The 23,909-nt window shown below is 55.5% G+C and carries 29 protein-coding genes; 9 read left to right on the top strand and 20 right to left on the bottom strand.

The window, feature by feature from the left end; genetic code table 11:
- Positions 1–38: 38 nt before the first annotated feature.
- The 3 genes from WC359_10350 to WC359_10340 form a co-directional block, all read right to left on the bottom strand.
- Positions 39–416, bottom strand: a complete 378-nt coding sequence (locus tag WC359_10350; protein ID MFA5400831.1) for a RidA family protein — start codon at positions 414–416, stop codon at positions 39–41.
- A 98-nt stretch (positions 417–514) separates the two neighbouring features.
- The gene (locus WC359_10345) at positions 515–1,003 is read right to left on the bottom strand and encodes a PadR family transcriptional regulator (GenBank protein ID MFA5400830.1); all 489 of its coding nucleotides are present in this window, start codon (positions 1,001–1,003) and stop codon (positions 515–517) included.
- A 187-nt stretch (positions 1,004–1,190) separates the two neighbouring features.
- Entirely contained in the window at positions 1,191–1,469 is a 279-nt protein-coding gene (locus tag WC359_10340) for a hypothetical protein (GenBank protein MFA5400829.1), read from the bottom strand.
- Positions 1,470–1,672: 203 nt separating this feature from the next.
- Between WC359_10340 and glpX the strand changes: the two genes are divergently transcribed.
- Together glpX and WC359_10330 are read left to right on the top strand one after the other, a co-directional pair.
- Positions 1,673–2,674 carry a class II fructose-bisphosphatase gene (gene glpX / locus WC359_10335; GenBank protein MFA5400828.1) on the top strand — a complete coding sequence of 334 codons (1,002 nt, stop codon included), beginning with the start codon at positions 1,673–1,675 and terminating at the stop codon, positions 2,672–2,674.
- A 41-nt stretch (positions 2,675–2,715) separates the two neighbouring features.
- Positions 2,716–2,895: a hypothetical protein gene (locus WC359_10330; GenBank protein ID MFA5400827.1), complete on the top strand. Its 180-nt coding sequence runs from the start codon at positions 2,716–2,718 to the stop codon at positions 2,893–2,895.
- Here the strand turns inward: WC359_10330 and WC359_10325 are convergent.
- Positions 2,876–4,522, bottom strand: a complete 1,647-nt coding sequence (locus tag WC359_10325; protein ID MFA5400826.1) for an NAD(P)/FAD-dependent oxidoreductase — start codon at positions 4,520–4,522, stop codon at positions 2,876–2,878. The two genes, WC359_10330 and WC359_10325, sit on opposite strands and share 20 nt — an antisense overlap.
- Before the next feature lies 1 nt (position 4,523).
- The gene (locus WC359_10320; GenBank protein MFA5400825.1) at positions 4,524–4,805 is read right to left on the bottom strand and encodes a 4Fe-4S binding protein; all 282 of its coding nucleotides are present in this window, start codon (positions 4,803–4,805) and stop codon (positions 4,524–4,526) included.
- 188 nt (positions 4,806–4,993) lie between these two features.
- Here WC359_10320 and WC359_10315 point away from each other — a divergent pair, with 188 nt between their 5' ends.
- The 3 genes from WC359_10315 (at position 4,994) to WC359_10305 (ending at position 6,252) form a co-directional block, all read left to right on the top strand.
- Positions 4,994–5,299, top strand: a complete 306-nt coding sequence (locus tag WC359_10315; protein MFA5400824.1) for a hypothetical protein — start codon at positions 4,994–4,996, stop codon at positions 5,297–5,299.
- Positions 5,300–5,379: 80 nt separating this feature from the next.
- The gene (locus WC359_10310; protein ID MFA5400823.1) at positions 5,380–5,838 is read left to right on the top strand and encodes a ribonuclease domain-containing protein; all 459 of its coding nucleotides are present in this window, start codon (positions 5,380–5,382) and stop codon (positions 5,836–5,838) included.
- A gap of 3 nt (positions 5,839–5,841) precedes the next feature.
- Positions 5,842–6,252 carry a barstar family protein gene (locus WC359_10305; GenBank protein MFA5400822.1) on the top strand — a complete coding sequence of 137 codons (411 nt, stop codon included), beginning with the start codon at positions 5,842–5,844 and terminating at the stop codon, positions 6,250–6,252.
- A 122-nt stretch (positions 6,253–6,374) separates the two neighbouring features.
- Here the strand turns inward: WC359_10305 and WC359_10300 are convergent, their stop codons facing one another.
- The 3 genes from WC359_10300 to WC359_10290 form a co-directional block, all read right to left on the bottom strand.
- Positions 6,375–7,022 carry an RNA methyltransferase gene (locus WC359_10300; protein ID MFA5400821.1) on the bottom strand — a complete coding sequence of 216 codons (648 nt, stop codon included), beginning with the start codon at positions 7,020–7,022 and terminating at the stop codon, positions 6,375–6,377.
- A gap of 92 nt (positions 7,023–7,114) precedes the next feature.
- Positions 7,115–7,786, bottom strand: coding sequence for a DedA family protein (locus tag WC359_10295; protein ID MFA5400820.1), 672 nt, complete (start codon positions 7,784–7,786; stop codon positions 7,115–7,117).
- Between the two features lie 105 nt (positions 7,787–7,891).
- The gene (locus WC359_10290) at positions 7,892–8,305 is read right to left on the bottom strand and encodes a hypothetical protein (protein ID MFA5400819.1); all 414 of its coding nucleotides are present in this window, start codon (positions 8,303–8,305) and stop codon (positions 7,892–7,894) included.
- A gap of 150 nt (positions 8,306–8,455) precedes the next feature.
- Between WC359_10290 and WC359_10285 the strand changes: the two genes are divergently transcribed.
- Both WC359_10285 and WC359_10280 read left to right on the top strand, forming a co-directional pair.
- Entirely contained in the window at positions 8,456–8,641 is a 186-nt protein-coding gene (locus WC359_10285; protein ID MFA5400818.1) for a hypothetical protein, read from the top strand.
- Between the two features lie 21 nt (positions 8,642–8,662).
- A complete protein-coding gene (locus WC359_10280) occupies positions 8,663–9,778 on the top strand; it encodes an ATP-dependent 6-phosphofructokinase (GenBank protein MFA5400817.1) in 1,116 nt (371 codons plus the stop codon).
- A 21-nt stretch (positions 9,779–9,799) separates the two neighbouring features.
- Here WC359_10280 and WC359_10275 read toward each other — a convergent pair whose 3' ends face one another.
- Positions 9,800–10,804, bottom strand: coding sequence for a sensor domain-containing diguanylate cyclase (locus tag WC359_10275; GenBank protein MFA5400816.1), 1,005 nt, complete (start codon positions 10,802–10,804; stop codon positions 9,800–9,802).
- A 232-nt stretch (positions 10,805–11,036) separates the two neighbouring features.
- Here WC359_10275 and WC359_10270 point away from each other — a divergent pair, with 232 nt between their 5' ends.
- A complete protein-coding gene (locus WC359_10270) occupies positions 11,037–12,257 on the top strand; it encodes a DEAD/DEAH box helicase (protein ID MFA5400815.1) in 1,221 nt (406 codons plus the stop codon).
- A gap of 4 nt (positions 12,258–12,261) precedes the next feature.
- Here WC359_10270 and WC359_10265 read toward each other — a convergent pair whose 3' ends face one another.
- On the bottom strand, positions 12,262–12,858 hold the full coding sequence (locus WC359_10265) for a TetR/AcrR family transcriptional regulator (protein MFA5400814.1): 597 nt from the start codon (positions 12,856–12,858) through the stop codon (positions 12,262–12,264).
- Between the two features lie 59 nt (positions 12,859–12,917).
- Here WC359_10265 and WC359_10260 point away from each other — a divergent pair, with 59 nt between their 5' ends.
- Complete coding sequence (locus tag WC359_10260) at positions 12,918–13,295, top strand: Rid family detoxifying hydrolase (GenBank protein MFA5400813.1); 378 nt, start codon at positions 12,918–12,920, stop codon at positions 13,293–13,295.
- On the opposite strand, the gene hemL is transcribed toward WC359_10260, so the two are convergent.
- From hemL to WC359_10210, 10 genes are read right to left on the bottom strand one after another with little or no spacing between them, the layout of a single operon-like run.
- Positions 13,288–14,589: a glutamate-1-semialdehyde 2,1-aminomutase gene (hemL, locus tag WC359_10255; protein ID MFA5400812.1), complete on the bottom strand. Its 1,302-nt coding sequence runs from the start codon at positions 14,587–14,589 to the stop codon at positions 13,288–13,290. The two genes, WC359_10260 and hemL, sit on opposite strands and share 8 nt — an antisense overlap.
- 4 nt (positions 14,590–14,593) lie before the next feature.
- Positions 14,594–15,577, bottom strand: coding sequence for a porphobilinogen synthase (gene hemB / locus WC359_10250; GenBank protein MFA5400811.1), 984 nt, complete (start codon positions 15,575–15,577; stop codon positions 14,594–14,596).
- Positions 15,578–17,104, bottom strand: a complete 1,527-nt coding sequence (gene cobA / locus WC359_10245) for a uroporphyrinogen-III C-methyltransferase (GenBank protein MFA5400810.1) — start codon at positions 17,102–17,104, stop codon at positions 15,578–15,580.
- On the bottom strand, positions 17,095–18,015 hold the full coding sequence (gene hemC / locus WC359_10240) for a hydroxymethylbilane synthase (GenBank protein MFA5400809.1): 921 nt from the start codon (positions 18,013–18,015) through the stop codon (positions 17,095–17,097). Before hemC ends, cobA begins: the two co-directional genes overlap by 10 nt.
- The gene (gene hemA, locus WC359_10235) at positions 18,012–19,268 is read right to left on the bottom strand and encodes a glutamyl-tRNA reductase (GenBank protein ID MFA5400808.1); all 1,257 of its coding nucleotides are present in this window, start codon (positions 19,266–19,268) and stop codon (positions 18,012–18,014) included. Before hemA ends, hemC begins: the two co-directional genes overlap by 4 nt.
- A 21-nt stretch (positions 19,269–19,289) precedes the next feature.
- Positions 19,290–19,928 carry a bifunctional precorrin-2 dehydrogenase/sirohydrochlorin ferrochelatase gene (locus WC359_10230; protein MFA5400807.1) on the bottom strand — a complete coding sequence of 213 codons (639 nt, stop codon included), beginning with the start codon at positions 19,926–19,928 and terminating at the stop codon, positions 19,290–19,292.
- Positions 19,929–19,935: 7 nt separating this feature from the next.
- Positions 19,936–20,922: a hypothetical protein gene (locus WC359_10225; protein ID MFA5400806.1), complete on the bottom strand. Its 987-nt coding sequence runs from the start codon at positions 20,920–20,922 to the stop codon at positions 19,936–19,938.
- The gene (locus WC359_10220) at positions 20,912–22,012 is read right to left on the bottom strand and encodes a radical SAM protein (protein MFA5400805.1); all 1,101 of its coding nucleotides are present in this window, start codon (positions 22,010–22,012) and stop codon (positions 20,912–20,914) included. The genes WC359_10225 and WC359_10220 overlap by 11 nt, the downstream gene beginning before the upstream one ends.
- Positions 22,009–23,178: a radical SAM protein gene (locus tag WC359_10215; protein MFA5400804.1), complete on the bottom strand. Its 1,170-nt coding sequence runs from the start codon at positions 23,176–23,178 to the stop codon at positions 22,009–22,011. The genes WC359_10220 and WC359_10215 overlap by 4 nt, the downstream gene beginning before the upstream one ends.
- Positions 23,175–23,813, bottom strand: coding sequence for a helix-turn-helix domain-containing protein (locus WC359_10210; protein MFA5400803.1), 639 nt, complete (start codon positions 23,811–23,813; stop codon positions 23,175–23,177). The genes WC359_10215 and WC359_10210 overlap by 4 nt, the downstream gene beginning before the upstream one ends.
- Positions 23,814–23,909 lie beyond the last annotated feature (96 nt).

Genomic DNA, 23,909 nt, shown 5'->3' with positions numbered 1-23,909 from the left:
AGCGTTTGCCTATCCAGCCTAGCTTTTTAGAATGATGGTTATTTAACGGCGATAACCTCGATTTCGACCGGTATGTTGGCGGGCAGTTGTTTGGCCGCGATGCAGGTTCTGGCCGGCTGTTTATCGGGGAAATAGGTTCCATAGACTTCGTTCATCAAGTTGAAATCGGCCATGTCCCGCAGATATACGTTGGCCTTGACCACCCTGTCCAGGTCGCTGCCGGCGGTTTTGAGGATTCTGCGTATATTGTCGAGTGTAATCCCGGTGGCTTTCTTGACGTCTTCAAGCTCGAAAAGGTTCCGTTCGAGGTCGACCGGGCCCGTGCCGGATACGAAGATGAACCCGCCGGCCTCAACCGCGTGGGAATACGGGCCGGCTTTCGCCTGCCCCTCAACGTTGTGTACTTTCTTTTCCATATAGCACCTCTCCTCTATCCATACAATTTTTTACTATTGTAACGGATTCAGGGAAAAAGCGGGATGAATCGGATTCTTGGATTTCCAAGGCTGAGCAATCAGGCAATAGCCTCGATTTCACGCTCGGCGCGGTTGATGATCTCCCTGATGCGCGACAGCTTCTCCGCATCCATGTGCCGGGCTTTCCTCATAATGCTCCTGCCGAGATGACCCATATCACGCATAACATCGCGCATCTCCTCATGGCTGCCGCCCCTGCACCAGTCGTGCATATGAGCTTTGATCTTATCCATGGTCTCACCCCTCTCTTTAAGGAATTCTTTGCCGGAATCCGTGATCGTGTAAACCTTTTTCCCGTCCTGCTCGGACGACTTCACGTATCCCATATCCTCCAACAATTGCAATGTGGGATACACGCTGCCCGCGCTGGGAGAGTAGAAGCCGTAGAAGCGGTTCTCCAGGGCGCGGATTATCTCGTAGCCATGAGCAGGCTTATCCTTCAACAGGTCGAGAATCACGTACTTGAGGTCCCCCTTTTCGAAAAACCTGGAATGATGCCCGCGTTCAAAATACCTTCTGCCAAACATATCAATCCTCCTTGATCAATATATTACGATATATCGTAATATAGCATGATATATTCTGTCAAGCGATATACGGGGGTGTGCTTGGGTAATGCATGTCGGGAGGGCAATAAAAGAGCACACGCAGGGCCGAATTCCGGGACCGTGTGTGCTCTTTTGGTTAACTGAAGTTTTTGAAAAGTACCGCTTTCTATTTGGAAGCGCGCTTCTTTGCCGGCTTTTTCTTCTTCTGCATGCCCTGCTGAATGTTGTCATGGAGCCAGCCTATCTCAAGCCGGCGGTTACTGATTATGTGTGTTTGTAACTGGTTGTCCGGTGTCATCAGGGACTCGAGCTGTTCACAAGTTTTTTCCGCCGTGGCCAGCAGCTTGACCGCATCTTTGAATGAATCGTCCTTCACCCTGCTTTCAATGAATTTGATCTGATTGAACAGGTCCTTGCTGATATCTGCAAATTGATTGGATGCCATGGAGTTACTCCTTCCCTAATGCGGACGATATTTGCAAGCAGAGCTTTTCTGAACTTGTAGCCGTAATTAAATTATACGATACTTAACATAAAATTTCAAATTTAACACGGTATCGTTTGCCTCTCACCGGCGCCGGACCACGAATTGCATTGACGAACTCATGGACAATGTAATAGTCTTATTGGAAGGGGAGGTTGTGCAGTATGAAATCCAGCCATTCAGATATACCGATCGAACGTAACATCGCCATGGAGCTGGTGCGCGTGACGGAAGCCGCCGCCCTGGCTTCGGCGCGCTACCTGGGCAGGGGCGACAAAACGTTAGTGGATGCAGCCGCGGTAAATGCCATGCGTTATGTGCTGGGCTATGTGCACATGGACGGCATCGTAATCATAGGGGAGGGGGAGAAGGACCACGCCCCTATGCTGTACATAGGCGAGCATATCGGCGGCGGCTCAGGACTGAAGGTGGATATCGCCGTGGACCCTGTTGACGGTACCAATCTGGTTGCCAGGGGCCTGCCCGGCGCCATCGCCGTCGTGGCGCTTTCCGCCAGGGGAACCATACACTGGCCCAGGCAGTTTGTCTATATGGATAAAATCGTCACCGGCCCCGAGGCAAAGGATTGCATTGATATCAACGCGACGGTATCGGAAAACCTGAAGAAAATAGCCGTCGCCAAGAGAAGGAAGATATCCGAGCTGACCGTTGTAGTACTGGACAGGCCGCGCCATGAGCGGCTGATAGCAGACATCAGAAACGCGGGCGCCAGGGTGAAACTGATCACAGACGGCGATATCGCAGCCAGCATAGACGCGGCCCTGCCGGAGAGGGAGGTCGATGTGCTGATGGGTATCGGCGGCACACCTGAAGGGGTTCTCTCAGCCGCTGCCATTCACTGCATCGGGGGCGCCATTCAATGCAAGGCCTGGATGCGCGACAGTGGTGAGAGAGAGGCGGCCCTGGCTGCCGGGGTAGATTTCGACAGGGTCTATAAGACGCAGGACCTGATAGACAGCGATGATGTCTTTTTCGCCGCCACCGGCATCAGCAGCGGTGAACTGCTCAAAGGGGTGCGCTATTTCAGCGGAGGGGCGCAGACGCAGTCCATAGCGATGCGCTGCCGCTCCGGCACGGTGCGCTGGATCGACGCCCAGCACAACTTCGATCGACTGGACAAACTCAGTTTCTTTGAAGTACATTGAAAGATGTTCAGTCGGGGCTGATCAAAAGGAGGAAAGTTTAAATGCCACACGCACGGTTAAATACCGCTTATCTCAAAGTACAGGCGACTTTTCCGGACGAGGAACAGAGCAAGTCCATGGAGAAGGCGCTGGCTATCAAAAAGAAGATCGAAGACCTGCTGAAGAAGGAAAAGCTCGAAATATTTGAGGTTGTTCTCGAGACTATTCAGAAGAGCCGCTGATCAGCGCCGCAGGGTCCACCTGCTTAACGTAATCGATCGTCCACCGGGATAGAGGTTTAAACAGCGGCTCCATTTTGATGCCTGCACGTAACGCGATCTCGATCACCGGGAGGAAGAATTTAATCAAGGGATTTACCGCACCGGATAGTGGCCCCAGCAGCCAGGCCAGTATCCAGTTGACCGGACTGAACAATATCACCAGAGCGTCCAGAATTATCAGATCCAGATTCAGGTTTGTCTTCTTTTTATGATCTTCAGCCAGCCCAGTCGGACTTGCACAATCATTTTCCCAGTTGTAGTAGTACCTCAGAAACATCCTCGCCCATTTCTTTAATACAAGGGGATCCATCCTGATCGCATTCAAAATGCTATTGACGAGGGGAGTGCCGACATGTGTCAGAATTCCCGGGCCGAACTGGTAATTGATCCTTCGCTTCAAGTCTTTGCGGTCATGGCTTTCCTGTGCTCTACGCAGATTCCACCTGCCGTTACAGGTGATCGCCCATTGAATAATGCCGTGCGCTCGAATCCTGCGGTTGTATCTCTCCAGAAAGGCGGCTGACGTGTCGTTGGCCTTGATGGCCTCAACGGCTGTATCCGCGGCAATATCCGCCGAGAACCAGGCGGTCGGCACCCCGTCGCACAGCCCTGTGCTCTCCAGCCCGGCCACATCCCCGGCGAGTATCATGCCATCGGTATAGTTGGGCATGTTCCGCAGCTTATCGTCCAGGCCGACATATATTCCGAATCCCTCCCACATCCTGGCCCGCAACCTGACACCGGGCGCTATCTCGTCTCTCCACCAGGGAAGCTGCGTGGTGATATTCTCGTGGTACTCATCGAATAAGCGCCTCAGGTTAGGCACCTGGCCGTCATCCAGCGCCAGGCACTGGTCCTGCATCCAGTGTATGCTGTTTTTATATGGCCAGGCCATCAGCCCGTTGCCGTGGCCCAGGGGTGGAGCTATCTTTTGCTCATCGAATCCCCAGCAGAACCGCAGGCTGTGTCCGAAAACCCTATCAATGATCTCTTTTGGACACTCGTAATCATATGTATCGGCCAGTGAGATAGTCCGGGGCGGATATTTATCTCTTACACCGGCCTTGATCGCCAATATACCCTGCGATCCCTCGCAGTTGATCACAATCCTCGACCTTATCTCCTTACCTCTTTCAGTTACAATACCTTCGATATGCCCGTTGTTTTTAATAACGTCCACCGCAGTAATGCTGGTCAGCAGTTCAGTTCCGGCTTTGACGGCCTGTTCCGCCTCCCAGGCGCAGAATGGCTTGCAGTACGCATTGTAGCCGAAGGCGATGATGGGAGAAAGAGGCCGGGGTATTCTCAGTTCGACAACCTCGATATCCCCGCTTTTCACGTCATAAATAACGTAGTTCCTTATACCGTCCACCGGCCTCTCGATAGGCGGATTGCCGTCCCGTATGAAAGCGGGTCCGAATAAAAAGCCGTAGATGGGAATGGTGAGGCCGGAGATAACCTTTTCCCCGGGATTCTCCGACCTTTCCAGCATGAGTGTTCTCAGGCCGGCATCGGCGCACTTTTTAGCCGCGACGGGTCCACCAAATCCCGCCCCGATCACAATAACATCGTATTCCCGGTGCTTCATCCTAACCCCAGTCGCTCCTGTATCCGGTGCCGCCCGACGGCCAGCGGAAGACTATTGCATCTTCCCCACAGACATACCAGCAAGAAGCGCATTCCATGCATTCAGCCAGGCTTTTGATCCTGGCCAGCTTCTTTTCCATCTCGAAACAGCGGCCCAGGCAAACCTTTATACAATTTCCACATCCAGTACATCTCTTTTTATCGATCTTGATAAAGGCGCCCGTATCCCCGATCCATTCCACACCCGGATATCTGTCCGAAGTCCTCGCTATCTTTTCACCCATGATCACAATAATATATCATTTTATATGGAGGATTGCCGTAACAGACATGGTCGACCACCACGGGTCCGACGAGCATCCGCGAGACCATTTTATATTTGATTTGGAAAGAAAAAAACAGTGGAGTATACTGAATTTGTTGGAAGTGCTGCCGGGTTGGTATTCGAGCACCCTATCCTGAGGAGGACGGCATGAAGTTTCTCAAATTATTGGGCAATATTTATCTGGCGTTGGGATTGCTTGTACTGCTTGCGCTGTTTATTTATGACTGTGTGGCCAATGATAAGTTCCTTCTTCACTTCATTGGGATAGTTCTCGTAATTCCTGCAATTATATTTACCATGTGGAGGCTCAGCGAGGATATCGAGGGCTGCCTGAATCGAAATCAGAAGTTACTGAGCGAACTTTCACAATTCCGCGACAGTTTATGGGACAAGGCCAAGCAGTATCGCGCTGATATCAATGCTTATTTAGATTCGGTTAAATCCGCTTGGTAGTACTTGCTGTTTTGCGGCAGGTTCACCGTAAAATCAGGCAGTGCTTTCAGAATTAATTATATCTGTAATATACTTTCCATGTGGGCATCAAACCAACCACCTGGAAACAGGTCATACTTTACCTGGCCGTCCTTGCCGCGGCTTACTTGCTCTTTAATTTATTAAGCGGCAACAACACCCTTTTCAATTGCACGCAGCCCGCATCTCCCCTTGAGCAGGCAACCCCTGCTGCAACGGAAAGCCAGGTGGATATACCCTCCGGTACAGAAGTAATTGCCGTCGCTGACCTGCCTCCCGAAGGCAGGACTACGCTGGCGCTGATCAAGAGTGGGGGACCCTTCCCCTATTCCAAGGACGGCACGGTATTCAGCAACTACGAAGGGCTGTTGCCGTCCAAATCGGGCGGATATTACCACGAGTACACGGTTATCACGCCGGGCTCGCACGACCGGGGCGCACGACGCATAGTTGCAGGCAGCAGCGGGGAATATTACTATACGGGCGATCACTACAGGTCATTCAAGTTGATACAGGAGTGAGGTATGGAAGACTGGGCAGGTATATTCAACACATATTTGAACTCGGGAGTTTACCTGGCGGCGCCGGCTGCCGACGCCGCTATCCGCGATGCCGCGCTGTGCAGAGAGCTGGAGTTTATGGAGGTCGATTTAAAAGGTGTGAAAGATAAAAAGGGATTTCTGAAGAAAGCGGCGTCCGGGCTGGGCTTTCCCTCATATTTCGGTATGAACTGGGACGCGTTCAGCGATTGTCTGACGGACCTGTCATGGAGGCCGGCCGCCGGATACGTAGTGCTATTCAAGAACCACCAAATTTTCGCCGTAAAAAATCCGCCGGATGCGCATATGGCAGAGCGGATCTTCGATTCCACGGCGCAGTACTGGAAACAGAAGAAAACGCCTTTCTACGTAGTCCTTCATCAAAAAACACCCTGAGGGGGAGGCTGAATATATCGAACAAACAGATACAGAGGATGGCAGAGAAGTTCATCGCCGTATGATCATAGCCGATCTGTTAAAGAAGTCGTTAAAAGTTATCTCAATCTTCTAGGAGGCGGTCATTTAAGGCTGCTCAAATACATGCAGATGGCGCCGCAGGCGGCGACATTCAGGGACTCCGCCTTCGTACCGGCTATGGGTATTCTCACTCTATAATCGGCCTTCTTGAGCAGTGATTCTGACAGCCCAGCCGCCTCGTTGCCCAGCGCAAGCACCAGCCTGGCAGGCTCTTGCAGTAACGAAGGTACCTGCGTTCCCCTCAGATCGGCCGCCGCCAGGATATAGCCCATCTTCTTCAGATCGCCTACGAGGTCGAGATAGGCGACCGTTCTTCTGATCCAGAGAGACAGGGCGGTGCCCGCCGTAGATTGTATGCATTTGGGGGAGAAGGGATCGGCGCATTTCTCGGTCAGTATAATCCCTGAGTAATTGAAAGCGGCTGCAGTGCGGATAAGCGTACCCACGTTGCCGGGATCCTGTATATCTTCCAGCAGCAGGATCCTGGACCCGGCATCTGCAGGCGGCTTATCAGTATATGTGTCGGCCGGCAGCTGCACCACCGCTGCGATTCCCTGGGATACGACTGTGGAACTGATGGATTTCATCTGGGCGGGTGTCAGGCATCGCAGTGCGTAGCGGGCATAGCCGGAGGGCGGGTCACCCGTATACAATATCTCCAGTATACTGCCGGGACTGCTCTCGACCACCTGGTCGATGGCGCGCGGACCTTCCAGCAGAAAGGCGCCTGTTGCCAGCCGGCCTTTATGGGCGGAAAGCTCTTTGTACCACTTGAGCGGCTTCAGCGGTTGGCCCTCCAGTGTTTGAGAAATTCAATTGCCGCCGGCATCAGCGAAACAATGATTATGGCCAGTATAAAGATCGAGAAGTTCTCTCTAACGAAAGGCAGGTTGCCGAAGAAATATCCGCACAATATAAAAATCGTCACCCATAGCAGGCCGCCCGCTACGTTGTAGAAAAGGAACCTGGGGTAGTTCATATTGCCGACGCCCGCCACGAAAGGGGTAAAGGTTCTGAGGATCGGCGCAAACCTGGCCAGCACGATGGCCGCGCCGCCGTACTTTTCGAAAAAAGCGTGGGTGCGGTCGATATATTCCCTCCTGACATATTTGTAATCTCTGATGTAGACCTGTTCCCCGATTCGGTTGCCGATGTAGTAATTGAAGCTGTCACCCAGCGCGGCGGCCAGCCACATCAACAGGATCAATACCCATACATTCAGCGTGCCCAGCGCCGCAAATCCGCCCACAGCGAAAAGCAATGAGTCCCCGGGTAAAAAGGGAGTCACAACCAGGCCGGTTTCGCAGAATATGATAACAAACAGTATTCCGTAGACAAAGATACCATACTGCTGAATGAGGTCGCCAAGGTAGATGTCGATGTGAAGAACGATATCCGTCGCCCTGAACGCCCACTGCCAGGCGGCCGTATCTTTAAAAAAAACAGTAGCCACGACGATTGCTGCCAGCAGGATCAGGGCGACGATGATACAGACCAGCAGCAGCCTGTTGGACAACACCCCGTCACGTTTCCGAATATCAAAATCCTTTAGTCAACATTAATAAAAGGGGCCGCCTCTGAAATACCAGGGATAGTAATAATAGGGCGTTATATAGGAGTTGTATCCTTCCCGCAGCCCTTTATTGTACCCTGCTGTTTCTCCTTCCTGATAGCCCTGGTTCTTGCCCTTGGCATATCCTTCATCATACCCGGCCTTGTTACCCTTGTCATATCCCGCTTTATCACCGGCCTGGAATCCGAGGTCGTAGCCGATTTTTTCGCCGTTCTCGTAGCCCCGGGTGAAGCCGGCCTTGTCGCCGTCCACCTTCCCCCTATCGTAGCCTGCCTGGTATCCGCTGTTGTTGCCCCACAGGTACCCGCCGAGCAATGCAGCGGCCAAGATGATGACTATGGCTGCGATGATCAGACCGAGGACCCATCCACCGAGGGAAAGCGCAAATTTACCTGACATGGCGCACCTCCTTTTCTTCAAGGGCTGGCGAAACTGCTGAAGCTGCCATATTTTCCAGTCCCGTAGTTAGATTGTACAACCTTTGATATGGACTGTGAATTTCCAACGTGATACTCTAATGATAAGATAAATTAACCGTGGGGGTGCTGCATGTTCAAAGCTGGTAAAATCCTGCTTATCATCGCCGGTTTCCTGCTCATTGTGGATGCTGTCATGATGGTTCTCGGAGTTCCCAATCCCTTATTAGGCTGGCCGCTGCCATGCCCGGTGACTCTGACGTTGCTGGGGCTTGGTATACTGCTCACTGCTTTCGGCAGCAAGACCTGCTGTAAGTAAGACGGATACAAGCGAATAGACGTGGTAAGAAAAGGTAGGATAGCCATCCTGACGGGTGGTGGCGATTGCCCTGGAATAAACGCCGTGATCCGGGCGGTGGCCAAGAAGGCCATGCTCGAACTGGAGATGGAAGTGGTGGGGATATCAGATGGTTATGAGGGGCTGCTGCACAACCGGCATCGAATACTCCATTACGACGACGTATCCGGCATTATCAACCTGGGCGGCACCATACTGGGCACATCTAATAAAGCCAATCCCTACAGGTGCCCCGTTAAAAAAGAAGGCTCCCTGGAATTCAAGGATTTATCAAAGGCTGTTATCGATAATTTCGCCCGGCTGGAGGCTGAATGTCTGGTGTGTATCGGCGGCGATGGCACGCTAAACATAGCAAACAGGTTGTATAAAGACGGCCTGCCTGTGATCGGCATCCCCAAGACCATCGATAATGATATCAGGGGGACGGATATCACTTTCGGATTTGATTCAGCGGTGTACGTCGCCACGGAGGGGATGGACCGCGTGCGCACCACCGCCCAGTCGCATCACCGGGTGATGATCGTGGAGGTAATGGGGCGCAACGCCGGCTGGATCGCCCTGCATGCCGGTATCGCCAGCGGGGCGGATGTGATACTTATCCCGGAGATCCCCTACGACCTCGATATCATCACCGATAAAGTTGATGACAGAAACTGCAGGGGTAAGAGGTTTACCATTACCGTGATATCGGAGGGCGCCAGGCCGAAGGGTGGGGACAAGGTGGTTCAGAGGATCGTCAAGGAAAGCACTGACCCGGTCCGCCTTGGCGGCGTAGGCTTTGTGCTGGGATCTCAAATTGAAGCTAAAACGGGGATTGAGACGCGTACGGTTGTCCTGGGCCACCTGCAGCGGGGCGGCGTGCCCACTCCCTTCGACAGAGTGCTTGCCACAAGGCTGGGCACCAGGGCTGTGGACATGCTGATGGACCGCCTCTACGGTCATATGGTGGGGGTTAAAGGAAACGATCTGGTGGAGGTGCCTCTGGAGGAAGTCGCGCGCGGACAGAGGCGTGTGCCCGTCGGCAACGATTTAATTGTCTCGGCCAGGTCCGTGGGGACCTGTTTCGGAGATATCAGGGATATCAATCCGGAAGGCTGACGGGACCCGCGTTGTTCCATGTCACTTCTGGCCGGGGGATATCTTGTAATTATTGCAGCCGTTTGAGCGCACGTAGTACATGCATTTATCGGCGCAATTTATCAGAGTATCGATGTCCCTTCCATCATCGGGAAACACGGATGTGCCGACGCTGACGGTGACCAGTATTTTATGGCCGTTGACCAGGAAATGATGCCTGAAGGCGTCCACAATCTTGTGATTGACCTTGTCCACGCTGCGGATATCCTCTATCTCGGGTACCACAATGGCGAACTCGTCTCCGCCTACGCGCGCCACAGTATCGCTCTTGCGCAGCAGCCCGGTCATTCGTTCGGCTGCTGCCTTTAACAGATTGTCTCCCACCGCGTTGCCCATAGTCTCATTCACGGTATTGAACTTGTCGAGATCGAGAGACAATACGGCCACCTTCTTTTTGCTGCGCTGGGCATGTAATAGGGCTATTTGAGCGCGGTCGCGGAAGAGAGTCCTGTTGGGGAGTCCCGTCATGGTATCGTGCGTGGCCACCAGCCGTAATTCGCGCTCCAGCCGCTTTCGCTCTGTCGTATCACGGATATTGCAGTGGACGACGCGGTTGTCGTTGATCTGGCATACGGTGGATTCGATCTCCACATCCAGCCGGCGGCCGTTTCTCGTCTCTAAAGGGAAATCTTCATAGCGCAGATGGTCCTGTTGTTTGAGATGATGCGCCGCGGCCCTGCTTTTTTCGGTATCTATGAATGCCTCCATATCCCACAGGTTTTTCCCCAGCAGATCATCATGAGTGTATCCCAGCATTTTCAACAGATGGGGATTGGCGCGCTTGATGTTGCCCGTATCCGCATCGAGTATCACGATTCCATGCTGTGCACCCTCAAAGAGCTGTCGATATTGATGCTCGGAGTTCCTCAACTCCCGCTCAACAACTTTAAATTCGCTTTCCAGAGATTTAAGCTGTTTGACCTGCTTACGCAACTTCTCCAGTTCAGCGACGAGCTGCTTCTTGGTTTTGGCCTCTTCTTCCGGCATAGATACCTCCGTATATGCTTAAAAGTTGATCAGTTACGATATATAGCGGATATGTTCCCTCAGGGCGGTCTGCAATTTCAATTTAGTATTTATTAGGTTGTTTGTCAATGTTTATTGTATAATAGATCAATAGTTCAAGTTTAGGTTATCACAAGCTTATTATAATCCTTCCAGAATTATCACAAGCCTCGGATGGCCCGAACCCCGCTAAATATACTAAAGAGGTCATTCATTGAGTTTCGAGAATTTCAATCTTCATCCAAGCATCATGGATGGTGTACGGGCACAGGGTTACACCGAGCCCACACCCATTCAGTTGCAGGCCATACCCCCCATTATGCAGGGGCGTGATATCATAGGCCTGGCGCAGACAGGCACGGGTAAAACGGCAGCCTTCCTGTTGCCGGTGATGGACCGCCTGCTGAAACTGCCGCGCGGGCGCATCGGCGCCGCGGTCATTTCGCCCACCCGTGAGCTGGCCGAACAAACTTGCGAGGCCATAGATGCGCTGGGACAGTACACCGGTTTAAAGAGCATTTCTGTTTACGGCGGTGTAGGCATGGACCAGCAAATCCGCAGGCTGCGCAGCGGCGTCGATATCATCGTGGCCTGCCCCGGCCGCCTGCTCGACCACATCTGGAAGAGCACGATAGACCTGTCCTTTGTCGAGATGCTGGTCATCGACGAGGCCGATCGCATGTTCGATATGGGCTTTCTGCCCGATATCAGGAGCATACTAAGGTGCCTTATCAGGCCTCGGCAGACCATGCTTTTCTCCGCCACCATGCCGCCCGATATTCGCAGGCTGGTGCAGGAGGCTCTGCGCATTCCTGTCACTGTACAGATCGGGCATGCGGCGCCGGCTGATACCGTATCCCATAGTATCTATCCGGTGAAACAACACCTGAAGATAAAGCTGCTTACGGCGGTGCTGCGCAGCTTCGAGACAGACTCGGTGCTGGTCTTTACCCGCACCAAGCACCGAGCCGACCGCGTTGCCCTGCAATTGAAAAGGTCGGGCTTCAGGGCCACAGCCCTGCACGGTGACCTGGCTCAGAACAGACGTCAGGCGGCTCTGGACGATTTCCGCGACGGCTCGGTTAAGATACTGGTAGCCACGGATATCGCGGCCCGGGGCATAGACGTCCTGAGCATCTCGCATGTTATCAATGTAGACATGCCGGAGAGCGTGGATGCGTACACACACCGCATTGGCCGCACCGGCCGTATCGATCAGAAGGGCGATGCCCTGACATTTGTAACGGCCGCTGACGCCGCTCTGGTCAAAGATATTGAGAAGGTGCTCAAAACACCGCTGGAAAGGCGTAAGCTACAGGGGTTCGATTACGATGCCCCGGCTCCCGCGGTGTCCGAGGAAGGAAGTCAGCGCCGCCCCGGTTTCGGAGGGCACAGGACGCAACCGCAGCGGGCCGCGGGCGCACGCAGGCGTTAAACGGTTAACGTTTCTTGCGCCTGCCCATGATGCCGTAGAGCATGATATCCAGCACGGCCGAGTATATGTGTCCCACCGACGTGCCGTACGATAGCACCAGCGGGCTCTCGGCAACGTAGAGCGTCGCCTCTGAAAGTATCGTCTGCACCAGGTTCCAGTCTGTCTCAGAAGGAGTGATCAGCCCATCCCGCTTGGCCGCGTTAAAAACACGCCTGTATATCCCACGGATCGAGGCCAGACGAGCGATCTGGTACTCTGCGAATATCTCCGGATAAAGCTGTTTGAGCTCGATAATGCGTGTGGAGATGTCCCCTTTGGGCATTAAAGACACCGCCTCCTTGATCAGCGTGGCGGATTTCTCGGTATCGTAGTACCTGTGTTTATCCATGCTGGCCAGCGCCTCGTTAAGCACATTCACCATGTGCAGAATGCTGGCCCTTATCAGTTGCCTCTTATCTTTAAAGTAGCGGTACACGGTGGCCCGTGTCAGTCCGCAGCGCGCTGCAACATCCTCGATAGTAGTTTTTTTTATACCGTGAGCAAGGAGAACGTACAGGGCGGCGTCGACGATCTTCTCCTCGGTCTGGTTGTACTCAGACATGATATGATATTAACATACCCTGTAACATTTGACTACTGATTTATCAGGAGGTGACGGCTTTGAAAAAGACGTGTATAGATAACGATTTCCTGCTTAAAGCGGGCCCCTACTCGCATATAGTTGAAGCGGGCGGCTTCCTTTTCCTGACGGGCATCGATCCCATGGACCTGGAAAAGGGCCTGATCATCACAGATGATATTGGCAAGGCCACCGAAATCGTCCTGGAGAACATGAAACGGTCTCTGGAATCGGTAGGAAGCAGCCTGGCGAAGGTTGTGAAAGTGACCGTTTTTATGCGCGATATGGGCGATTTCGCCAAATTGAATGAGGTCTATGCCAGGTACTTTCCCGAGCAGCCGCCGGCGCGGACCTGCGTGGCCGTCAAAGAAGTGCCCGGCAATTTTCAGCTCAAGGTAGAGGCTATCGCTATCAAATAGCCTGGTCCTGTATCTGTCGGAAGACCCTTTTCGCTGCCTTAACCGTGGCATAGATGTCCCGCCGGCTGTGCGCCAGCGAGAGGAAGGCGGCTTCGAATTGAGAGGGTGGCCAGTAGATGCCCTGCTCCATCATACCTCTGAAGAAGCGGGCGAAGACGGCCGTGTCGCAGCTACGGGCGGAGGCATAATCGGAAATGACCTGCTCACTGAAAAACGCTGTGAGCAGGGACCCTTGGCGCGCTACTGACAGCGGCATGCAGCCATCGCAGGCTGCGGCAGCCAGGCCTTCCTGCAGGAGCTCTCCTTTCTCCTCGAGCTGGCTATAAACTGACGGATCACCCAGAATCTCGAGCGTCGTTATACCGGCGGTCATGGCCAACGGATTGCCGGAGAGTGTGCCTGCCTGGTAAACCTTTCCCGACGGCGCAACCATCTGCATGATGTCACGCCGTCCACCGTAGGCGCCCACCGGCAGGCCGCCGCCGATTATTTTCCCCAGGCAGGTGAGGTCAGGCCTTATCTGATAAAGCTGCTGTGCACCGCCGTAGGCCACCCTGAATCCGGTGATGACCTCGTCGAAGATGAGCAGCGCGCCGCACCTTCTGGCCAGACGCTGCAGGCCGCTGAGGAAGCTCCTGGCCGGATGTACCAGGCCCATATTGGCGGCTATGGGCTCAACGATAACGGCGGCGACGCTGTCAGGATACCTGGCCAACAGCCTGCGCACCGAGTCCAGATCGTTGTAGCCGGCCACCAGCGTATCCCGGGCTGTGGACGCTGTCACGCCGGGGGAATCCGGTATGCCGAGCGTGGCCATGCCCGAGCCGCCGCTGACCAGCAGGCTGTCGCAGTGCCCATGATAGCATCCGGCGAACTTGATGATCCTGTCCCTGCCGGTGAAAGCGCGGGCCAGGCGGATGGCGCTCATGGCCGCTTCGGTACCCGAGCTGACGAAACGCACCATCTCCATTGAGGGCAAGGCATTGCATATCATCGCAGCCAGCCGCGTCTCCAGTTCCGTGACAGCTCCGAAGCTCGTACCCTTGCCCGCTGCGTGTTTCAACGCTTCGACAATGCGCCGGTCTGCGTGCCCCAGTATCAGCGGACCCCATGAACAGACATAGTCGATATAGCTGTTGCCGTCTGCATCAAAAATCCGAGAGCCCTTACCTTTCACGATAAAGCGCGGGACGTCCCCCACAGCCCCGAAGGCCCTGACCGGGCTGTCCACGCCTCCCGGCAGATAGCGCCGGGCACGTTTGAACAGACGCTCGGAATTCTTGATTGTTTTCATCGCATTAAGCCTGCCCGGCAAGCCATGCGGCGGCTTCCCTGGCGTGGTAGCTGATAATGATATCCGCCCCGGCCCTTTTGATGGAACCGAGTATCTCCAGGGTGACCCTTTTCCCATCGATCCAGCCGCGCGATGCGGCGGCTTTGACCATGGCATATTCGCCGCTCACGTTATATGCAGCCAGCGGGCAATTGAAACTGTCCCGCGCCCGGCGGATAACGTCCAGGTACGCCAGCGCCGGTTTGACCATGACGATATCGGCGCCCTCGTTGATGTCCTCTTCGATCTCTCTGAGCGCCTCGCGCACGTTGGGAGGGTCCATCTGATATGACTTGCGGTCGCCGAACTGGGGAGCCGAGCCGGCCGCCTCCCGGAAAGGCCCGTAAAAGGCAGAGGCGTATTTAGCTGCGTATGACAGTATCGGTATATGGCTGAAGCCGTTGCCATCCAGCGCTTTTCTAATAGGCATCACCCGCCCGTCCATCATGTCTGACGGCGCAACCATGTCCGCGCCGGATGAGGCATGGGAGAGGGCCATGTCGGCCAGAAGAGGCAGCGTTTTGTCGTTATCGACATCGCCTTTGACGATCACCCCGCAGTGGCCGTGGTCGGTGTACTCACACAGGCAGACATCGGTGATCACTATCATCTGCGGAGCGGTTCTCTTTATAGCCCGCACGGCCTGCTGGACAACACCCTCGGGATCGAGGGCGGCCGAGCCTCTCTCGTCCTTCTTGTTCACCACACCGAAGAGCAGCACGGCGGGCACTTTAAGCCGAACCAGTTCATCGATCTCGGCGGCAAGCTTATCCACGGAGAAATGGAAGATGCCGGGCATGGCATCAATCTCGCTCTTTATGCCCTTGCCTTCCACGATAAAAAGGGGGAAGACAAAGTCGCCGCAATCCAGCTGGGTTTCCCTCACCAGCGATCTTAGCGCGGGGCTTTTTCTCAGTCGGCGCATACGTAATTCCGGAAATACTGGCATTCAGGCCTCCTTGTGGAAGTATTCCTCCACAGCTTCGATCAATCCCGCCATAGTCTGCTCTTTAGCGAGTATATGCGCTTTCAGCCCCGCTTTTACGGCTGTCGCCGCAGTCTTGGGGCCGATGCAGGCTATTTTAGCTTTGATCTGTTTGATCTCTTCAGCGCTCAACCCTGCCAGCAGGTTGGTCACGGTCGATGAGCTGGTAAACGTGATTACGTCCAGCTTGCCGGGCAACAGCAGGTCCTTCAGCCTTGATAGATTTCCTCGTGGCCTGACGGTATGGTAGACTGCGACCTCGTCTACCCGCGCACCAAGCTTTCTCAGACCCTCCGTGATCTCATCGTCGGCTATGTCGGCGCGGGGCAGCAGGAAGCGTTTTCCCTTGATATCCGCGTTACGCAGGTCTTTGAGGAAACCCTTGCCGGTGTGGACTGCCGGTATGTAGTCCGCCGTGATCCCGTATGTATTAAGCGCTCTCGCCGTCATAGTGCCGATGGAGCCTATCCTGAGGCCGGCCAGGGCACGGGTATCCTTCTGCATCTCACTCATGCGATGGAAAAATGCATGGACACCGTTGGCGCTGGTGAATGCCAGCCAGTCGTATTCGTTCAAATGCGAGATGCATTTGTCCAGTTGCTGCTTTGCTCGGATGGGACGTATCTCGATAGAGGAGAAACGCACGGGCTGTGCGCCGCGCCGGAGGAGCAGCTTCTCTAGGCCTCCGGCCTGGCTGCCCGCGCGCGTGACCAGCACACGTTTGCCGAAAAGGGGGAAGACCTCGAACCAGCGAAGGTCCCGGCGCACCTCCACCACGCGGCCGATGACGATAACGGCCGGGGCTGTCATACCGGACGCTGCCGCTTTTTGAGCGATATTTTTCAATGTGCCTGTGATCGTGAATTGTGTCGGCAATGTGCCGTCTCTGATGACCGCCACCGGGGTGCCCGCTTTCATTCCGTGTTTTAAAAGAAGTCTCGTGATGGAGCGCAGGTTTTGCATGCCCATCAGGATGACCAGTGTGCTGCCGGACCTGGCCAGCATATCCCAGCGGATATGGGAACCTCGCTTGGTGGGGTCCTCATGGCCCGTGAGTATGGTCAATGAGGATGAAAGCCCTCGCTGCGTAACCGGGATTCCGGCATAGGCCGGCACAGCCACGGCAGAGGTGATGCCGGGCACGACTTCGTAGGGGATACCTGCGTCCCTCAATGAGACGGCCTCTTCGCCTCCCCTGCCCAGGATGTAAGGGTCGCCGCCCTTGAGACGCACCACCGTCTTTCCGTGGCGGGCCAGGCTGATCAGGAGCTGATTGATCTCATCCTGCTCGACATGGTGGCTCCCGCCTATCTTGCCGACATAAATTTTTTCGGCTGCTGCCGGCGCATGATCGAGGATAAAGTTGCTGATCAGGTGATCATGGACGACCACGTCCGCCGCGGTAAGGCACTCAACGCCCTTGAGGGTGAACAGGCCGGGATCGCCCGGGCCTGCGCCGACCAGATAGACCTTCCCTTTCTTCAGCGGCATCTCGCATCCTTTATCAGGCTGGCGGCGCCCGCCTTCAGCATCCTGAGCGCAAGCTTTTCGCCGGCTTCCTGCGGCGTATCTGCCAGACCCCGATATGAGTCTTTCATTATTATTTCCCCTTCCCTGTCCGACACCATAGCCTGAATCTCCAAAATATCAGCATGTGCCGAGGCCAGGGCTGCTATGGGCGCGCGACAGCCTCCCTCCACCGCATGCAGGAATGCCCGTTCCGCGGTTATGGCTTGCCACGTGGGCACATGGTTGATCGTTCCGAGGATCTCCTCTACTCTGCCGTCGCCCTCCCTGGCTTCTACAGCCAGTGCGCCCTGACCCACAGCAGGCAGAAAGAATTCCAGGGGAAGGTACCCGGTTATTTTATCACTCCAGCCGAGCCTGAGCAGCGCTGCTGCGGCGACTATTATACCCTCCAGTTGTCCGGAGCTCACACGGCGCAGTCGGCTGTCCACGTTGCCGCGGATACTGCAGACCTCCAGGTCCGGACGGAGGTGTTTGAGTTGCACCGCGCGGCGCAGGCTTCCGGTACCTATCTTCGAGCCGGAATTCAGATCAGCCAGCGGGGAACAGGCGACCAGCGCGTCGCGAGGGTCCAGTCGCTCCGTCACAGCGGCCAGGTGCAGTTGCTGCGGCAGAACGGTCGGCAGATCCTTGAGGCTGTGCACTGCAATATCTATGCTGCGGTTCAACAGGGCTTCCTCCAGCGCCTTGACGAAGATGCCTGTGTCGCCGGCCAGGTCGATGCTCACGCTACGGTTGCGGTCGCCCTCCGTTACGATCTTGATTATCTCGATATCGAGCCCGGGCCGGGCCTGCCTGAGGTCGCGCGCCACCGACTCCGCCTGGATCATGGCCAGTCTGCTTCCCCGGGAGCCGATTACAATCTTATTATTCACAGGTCCTTTCCATCGTTCAGTCCAAAAAGACGGTTGATTATATCTATCCGTTCCGCGCTCCCGCCTTCTTTGAGATACATTATGGGGTCCCTCAATATCTTGTCCACGATCGACCTGGTGAGCAGGTCGACGTGCAGTTTCTCTTCCTCCGTCAGAGACGCCATTTTTTTCATGAAATTATGGTATTGTGCCGCACGGATCTTCTCGGCCCTGCCCATCAGGGACTTTATAACCGGTCGGGTGCTGTATGCCTGCCACCATTTCATGAGTATTTCCATTTCTTCGGCTATGATCCCCTTGACGGCTGCCACCTCCGATTCCCTCTCCTGGCGATGGTTGTCCGCCAGCTCGGTAAGGTCGGCTATATTGTGGAGATGCACGTTGTCGATGCTGCCGACATCCGGCTCGACGTTGCGCGGCAGTGCGATATCTATGATGATCAGGGGTAGTTGCGGCCTTTCGCTCATAACGTCGCTCACCTGCCTGTGACGAAGCACCGGGTGGGGCGATGCCGCGCAGGCGATAACGATGTCGGCGCTACGCATCTCCACCGCCAGCTTACCCGGGCCGACAGGACGTCCGCCGCAAGTGCCTGTTATCCGTACTGCGCGCTCCAGCGTTCTGCTGACGACCGCAATATCCGCGGCCCCCCTGCTGCTGGCCACCCTCAGGGCCAGCCTGCCTGCTTCGCCCGCCCCTATGATAACGATCTTACATCTGCCGATATCATCCACGATATCCAGGGCTTTGTTGACCGCTATTGAACTGATGGACAGCGGATTTCGGCTGATGCACGTCTCGTTGCGGGCTCGCCTGCCGGTGCTTATAGCGCTCTCGAAGATATGCCGCAGGGGCAGGTTAATCGTGCCCGATTTCTCTGCCTCTATCAGCGCCTGCCCAACCTGGCCCAGCACCTCGTATTCGCCGATAACCATTGAATCCAGGCCGCAGGACACGTTGAGAAGGTGTTCCAGCGCGACCCGGTCGCTCATAACGTAGAGATAGGGGGCAGTGCTCTCCGTCAGGCCCATGCTTTTGCCCAGGAAATCGACGCAGGCCTGCTCAAGGTCTCCAACTTGGCTGCCCGTGGCATACACCTCCGTGCGGTTGCATGTTGAAAGGATGACGCCGTGCTGTAAATTGCGCCGCAGAAGATGACGATATGCAGGCAGGTCGTCCGGGCCGATGGCAGCCTTTTCGCGCACCTCGACGGGCGCCGTGCGGTGGTTTATGCCGGCCAGGCTAACATGCATGGGTATCTTCCGTCTGTGAAATCATTTTGCGCATTTCCTGAGCTTCTCTATCAAATCTTGCTCCGCCTCTTCGACGCGTCCTTCCCTGATGAGCGCGATCATTGAGTCGATATCGATGGTCCGTTGCCAGTCGCTGCTGCTCACTTTCAGTCCCTGTTTTTTGACGCGGCGGCGGACCTTCTCGATTAAAGTGACCAGGGACGCATATTCACTGCCGAATGCGCCTTCCAGCCTGCTGCGGATCTTGCGCGCCAGCGCGGGGCTTTTGGCGGAGGTCGAGACAGCGATCGAGAGATCGCCCCTGCGCAGGATGGAGGGGACGATGAAATCCGACAGCATGGGATCATCCACCACATTGACCGGCACTCTGCGTTTTTTAGCTTCCTCAGCAGCGCTGCGGTTTATTTTGCGATTGCTGGTGGCGACGATGGCGATGGATACGCCTTTCATATCGCCTGCGCGATAGTATCTGTTTACGGCTTTTATCATACCTTCGCTCTCAAGCTTGCGCAGACCGGCGCATATCCGGGGGCTGATGACGGTGATCTCGGCGCCGTGTTCCAGCAGCGCGGCAGCCTTGCGCAAGGCGACCTGACCCCCGCCTGCGATAAGGCATTTCCTGCCCTGCAGGTTGAGATAGACCGGATAATATATCGCCATCGTTTATTTAAACCCTGTACAGTATTCTGGTTTTTTTAAATTCCTTTATGCTGAACAACACGGCGTAATCTGTCAGCCCTGTTCTGTACGTCATCTTTTCGATTGTTTGCAGGCAGGTTGCCCTGTCACGGCTGTGCACCATGGCGAACAGGTTATAACGCCAGGGATCAATAGTCGTCCTCTCATAGCAATGGCTGACATGCCCGTTGGAAGCCAGCAGGCGTCCCAACTCATCCACCCTGCCGGAGGGGGCTTTCCAGCACGTCATGGCGTTGGCCCTGTATCCGGCCATGCGGTGGTTGATGGAAGCGCCGTATCGCCTGATGACGCCGCGGCGCAGCAGCGCGCGGCTGTGCGAGAGCATTTCATCAACGTCCATTCCCATGCTGTGCGCCAGCGGGGTAAAAGGGTCGGCGCTCAGCGGCAGGTCATGCTGAAGGCCATTGATGATCTGTTTGTCAGCCTTTAATAATCGGGCCCTGCCGGGCAGTCCGTTCCCGCTCAGAGTATCCTCTTCCTCTGAGGTATCTTCGATATGGCTGAAATTAGTTCTTAGCTTGAATACCTTGACGGCGGGCAGGGCGATTATCGCCTGCGCATGGGAACCGGCGGAGATGTTCATTACCTCTGCCTGCAAATCCATGCCCGGAGGCACGGACAGGGTCACCCAGATATTGAATTCATGCTCTCTCTCGTATCCGTGGCTGATGCCGGGGTGGGCGACAAGATATTTTTCAGCGCTTCTAATGCGGGATCCATCGACCTTCATTGCGATCAGAGTGCTCTGGAAACCCAGTTTTCTGGCATCCAGCACCGGGCTGATCTGGCGTACGATGCCCTTCTTCTTCAAATTGACTATTCTTGTGATCACATCATCGCCGCTCATGCCGAGTTTGACGCCCATCTCGTTGTACGGTTCCCTGGACAGGGGGAAGCCCGATTGGAGCATACCGAGCAGCCTGTTCTCGGCAGTTACGCGCGCGCTATTCGGCATTTACGCGTTCTCCTGTTGCGCTGCGCGGCTGATATATGCAATACGGCTCGGACTCCAGATGATCGCCCGTGGTCTCAAGGGCGCGGGCCCGGCAGCCGCCGCAGATCCGCTTATATTCGCAGGCCCCGCATTTACCCTTGATGGCGCTGAGGTCGCGCAGCTGTTTGAACAGAGGGGAATCGCGCCATATATCGCCGAACGGCTGGTTCCTGATATTGCCGGCCTCGAGATCCAGGTAGCCGCATCCCTGCACACGGCCTGTGTGAGATATAAAGCAGAATCCGCTGCCGGCCATACATCCGCGGCTGACCGAATCCGCACCGCCGTGATGACGGCCTGTTGCAGGCGAAGCGCCGCGTTGGCTCAATATGCGCAGGTAATGCGGCGCGTCGGTCGGTTTGAAGAATATTTTATCCCCCAGCTCAAGCTGCTTGTCGTATATCCAGTTTAAAGCGCTCTCGTATTCCCCGGCGCTCAGTTCAACGTCACTCAGACCCTTGCCCCTGCCTGTGGGCACCAGGAAAAAGGGGTGGAAGGCTACCGCCCCCTCATGCAGCGCCAGGGATAGCAGATCGTTCAGACAGGCGATGTTCAGCCTGGTCAGGGTGCAGTTGATCTGCACCTCAATGCCCGACTTGCGAATGCTGCGGATGCCGGACAGGGCCGCCTCAAATGCGCCCTGCTGCCCGCGGAATTTGTCCTGCTTCTCCGCTGTGGGGAAATCCAGGCTGACCGAGACGCGCGAGAGCCCCGAGGCTTTCAGACGGGCTGCGACCTGAGGTGTGACCAGCGTCCCGTTGCTGCCCATGACCACGCGCAGGCCCTTGCTCTTTGCATATTCGGCTATGGAATACACGTCCGTGCGCATCAGCGGCTCACCGCCGGTGAGTATGATGATTGGGTTGCCGGCTTCCCTGATCTGATCTACCAGATGGAGCGCTTCTTCGCTGGAAAGCTCGCCACTGTATTCCTCTGAGGAGGAAGAGGCTCGGCAGTGTGCGCAGTGCAGGTTGCACGAACGTGTGATCTCCCATGCCACGAGCTGCAACTGCGGTTCAATCAAGCTTGAATGTGACGGGTCGGCGCTCATTTCGTTAAACCGATCTCCCTGTCGCTGAGGTAACAGGCCGGGTCTTCGGCCCACATGTCTCCGTGCACGGCCTCAGCTCGTACGCGGAGGTTGCCGTTGCACAGGTCGAGATGCGCGCAGCGGGCACAGCGCCCTTTAAGCAGATGCTTGCGGTTTTTCAGGCCCTTCATCACGGGCTGGGACATGTCCATCCAGATGTCGCCGAACTTACGCTCTAAAACGTTGCCTGGCGAATAGCTCTGCCAGAACTGGTCCGGGTGGACGTCTCCTTTATCGTCCACGGCCCCTATTCTTATCCCCGAGTTGTTGCCCCCGTTCATTTTGAGCAGCTCCCGTATTCGTCCGGCGCCTTCGTGTCCTTGCTCTTGCGCCCTCAGGTACAGGTATACCCCGTCCGCATGGTTGCCCACCGTTAGTACCTCCCTGGGGTGTCCGCGCCTGTGCATCTCGAGTGTACGGTCACAGATCATATCCAGAACCCTGCGCTTTTCGGAATGCGTGAGGTCCTGTTCACGCAGGCTGTCACCCCTTCCGGAGTATGCCAGGTGATAGAAACAGACACGGTTAATGTTCTCCTGTTCTATCAGCGAGAACATGTCAGGTATTTCGGTATGGTTGTATTTAGTAATGGTCAGCCTGAGGGACACCCTGATGCCCCTGGCCACGCATGCGCGGATGCCTTCGAGGGCCTGCCGGTAGGCGCCGTCCCTGCCGCGGAAACGGTCGTTGGTTGAGCTTGTGCCGTCTAGGCTGATGCCTACCTCTGCGAAACCTGTCTCCCTGATCTTGTCCGCGGTCTGGGCATCTATCAGTGTGCCGTTGGTGGATAGGGCTATGCGCAGGCCCCGTCTTGCCGCGTACCCCGCCAGGTCGAAAAGATCGTCTCTCAGCAGGGGTTCACCGCCCGAGAAGAGGATGACCGGGACGTTGAATTCAGCGAGATCATCGATGAACTGCATGCCCTGCTTCGTGTTCATGGAGGGTGTCTCTGCCTGGCTGCTGGAGCCGGCATAGCAGTGGATACAGTGGAGGTTGCACTGACGGGTGCAATTCCACACCACCACCGGTCCGGTATCTGCGACCTTCTGAGCCTGTTGGGAGTCCCGATAGCGAAGGCTGTCACCGGGGCTTACTGTGCCGCAGAGCAGGCGGGATATCGATATCATGCCTGTCTTGCTCCACTGCCTGTATACTTCTGGTGTTCGTCTATCATGGCAACGAGAGTTACATCGATCAAGCGGTTGGCAAGCGGTATGGCACCTGCGATGCGCCCGCCACGGGCCTCGCGCTTTCCTGCGAGGCTGGCTGACGCCTGCATGATCAGCTCACGGTGCATAAGGAAAGCCTCCGTCGCCTCGGTCAGCGGCATCCCCATCTCGGCCAGCAGGCGGCCGAAGCCCCTGCCCGTATCGCGGGCAGCAGACAGAGATTCCTCCCTTCTGGCGGGCTCGCTGACATATCTGGCTGTCAGGTTGAGCAAATGGCGGCCCAGTTCGGCCAGTTGACGCTGATGCTCCTCGCAAGGTTTCACAGCTTGAGGAGACCTGTCGAAGAAGCCGCGCGCAATCTCCCTGTGACGGGGCGTGGTATCTTCCAACTCGTTCACAAGGTCTCTGATGCCCAGCACTTTCTGGCCGGAGCGGGTGAGCTTTCGCAGGTCCGATTTCGAGTAGCGCCTGTGTCCGCCCGGCGTCACGAACGCGCTGAGCTTGCCCTCGTCAGTCCACTGGCGCAGCGTGGCTTCGTTGACCCCGAGTATCTGGCTGGCTTCACTTATACCGATCAGGTCTGTTTTACTCATTGTGAAAGTTTATCTGCTAGGCGCTCAACCGGCCGAAGATATATGGTATAGAATTCTATAGAAATATGCAAAATTCTATAGAATCCAGTTCTTACT

The sequence above is a fragment of the Dehalococcoidia bacterium genome, assembly GCA_041653995.1.
GTDB lineage: Bacteria > Chloroflexota > Dehalococcoidia > GIF9 > UBA5629 > CAIMUM01.
The sequence above is the reverse complement of the archived record's forward strand: the minus strand, read 5'-3'. Positions and strand labels throughout refer to the sequence as shown.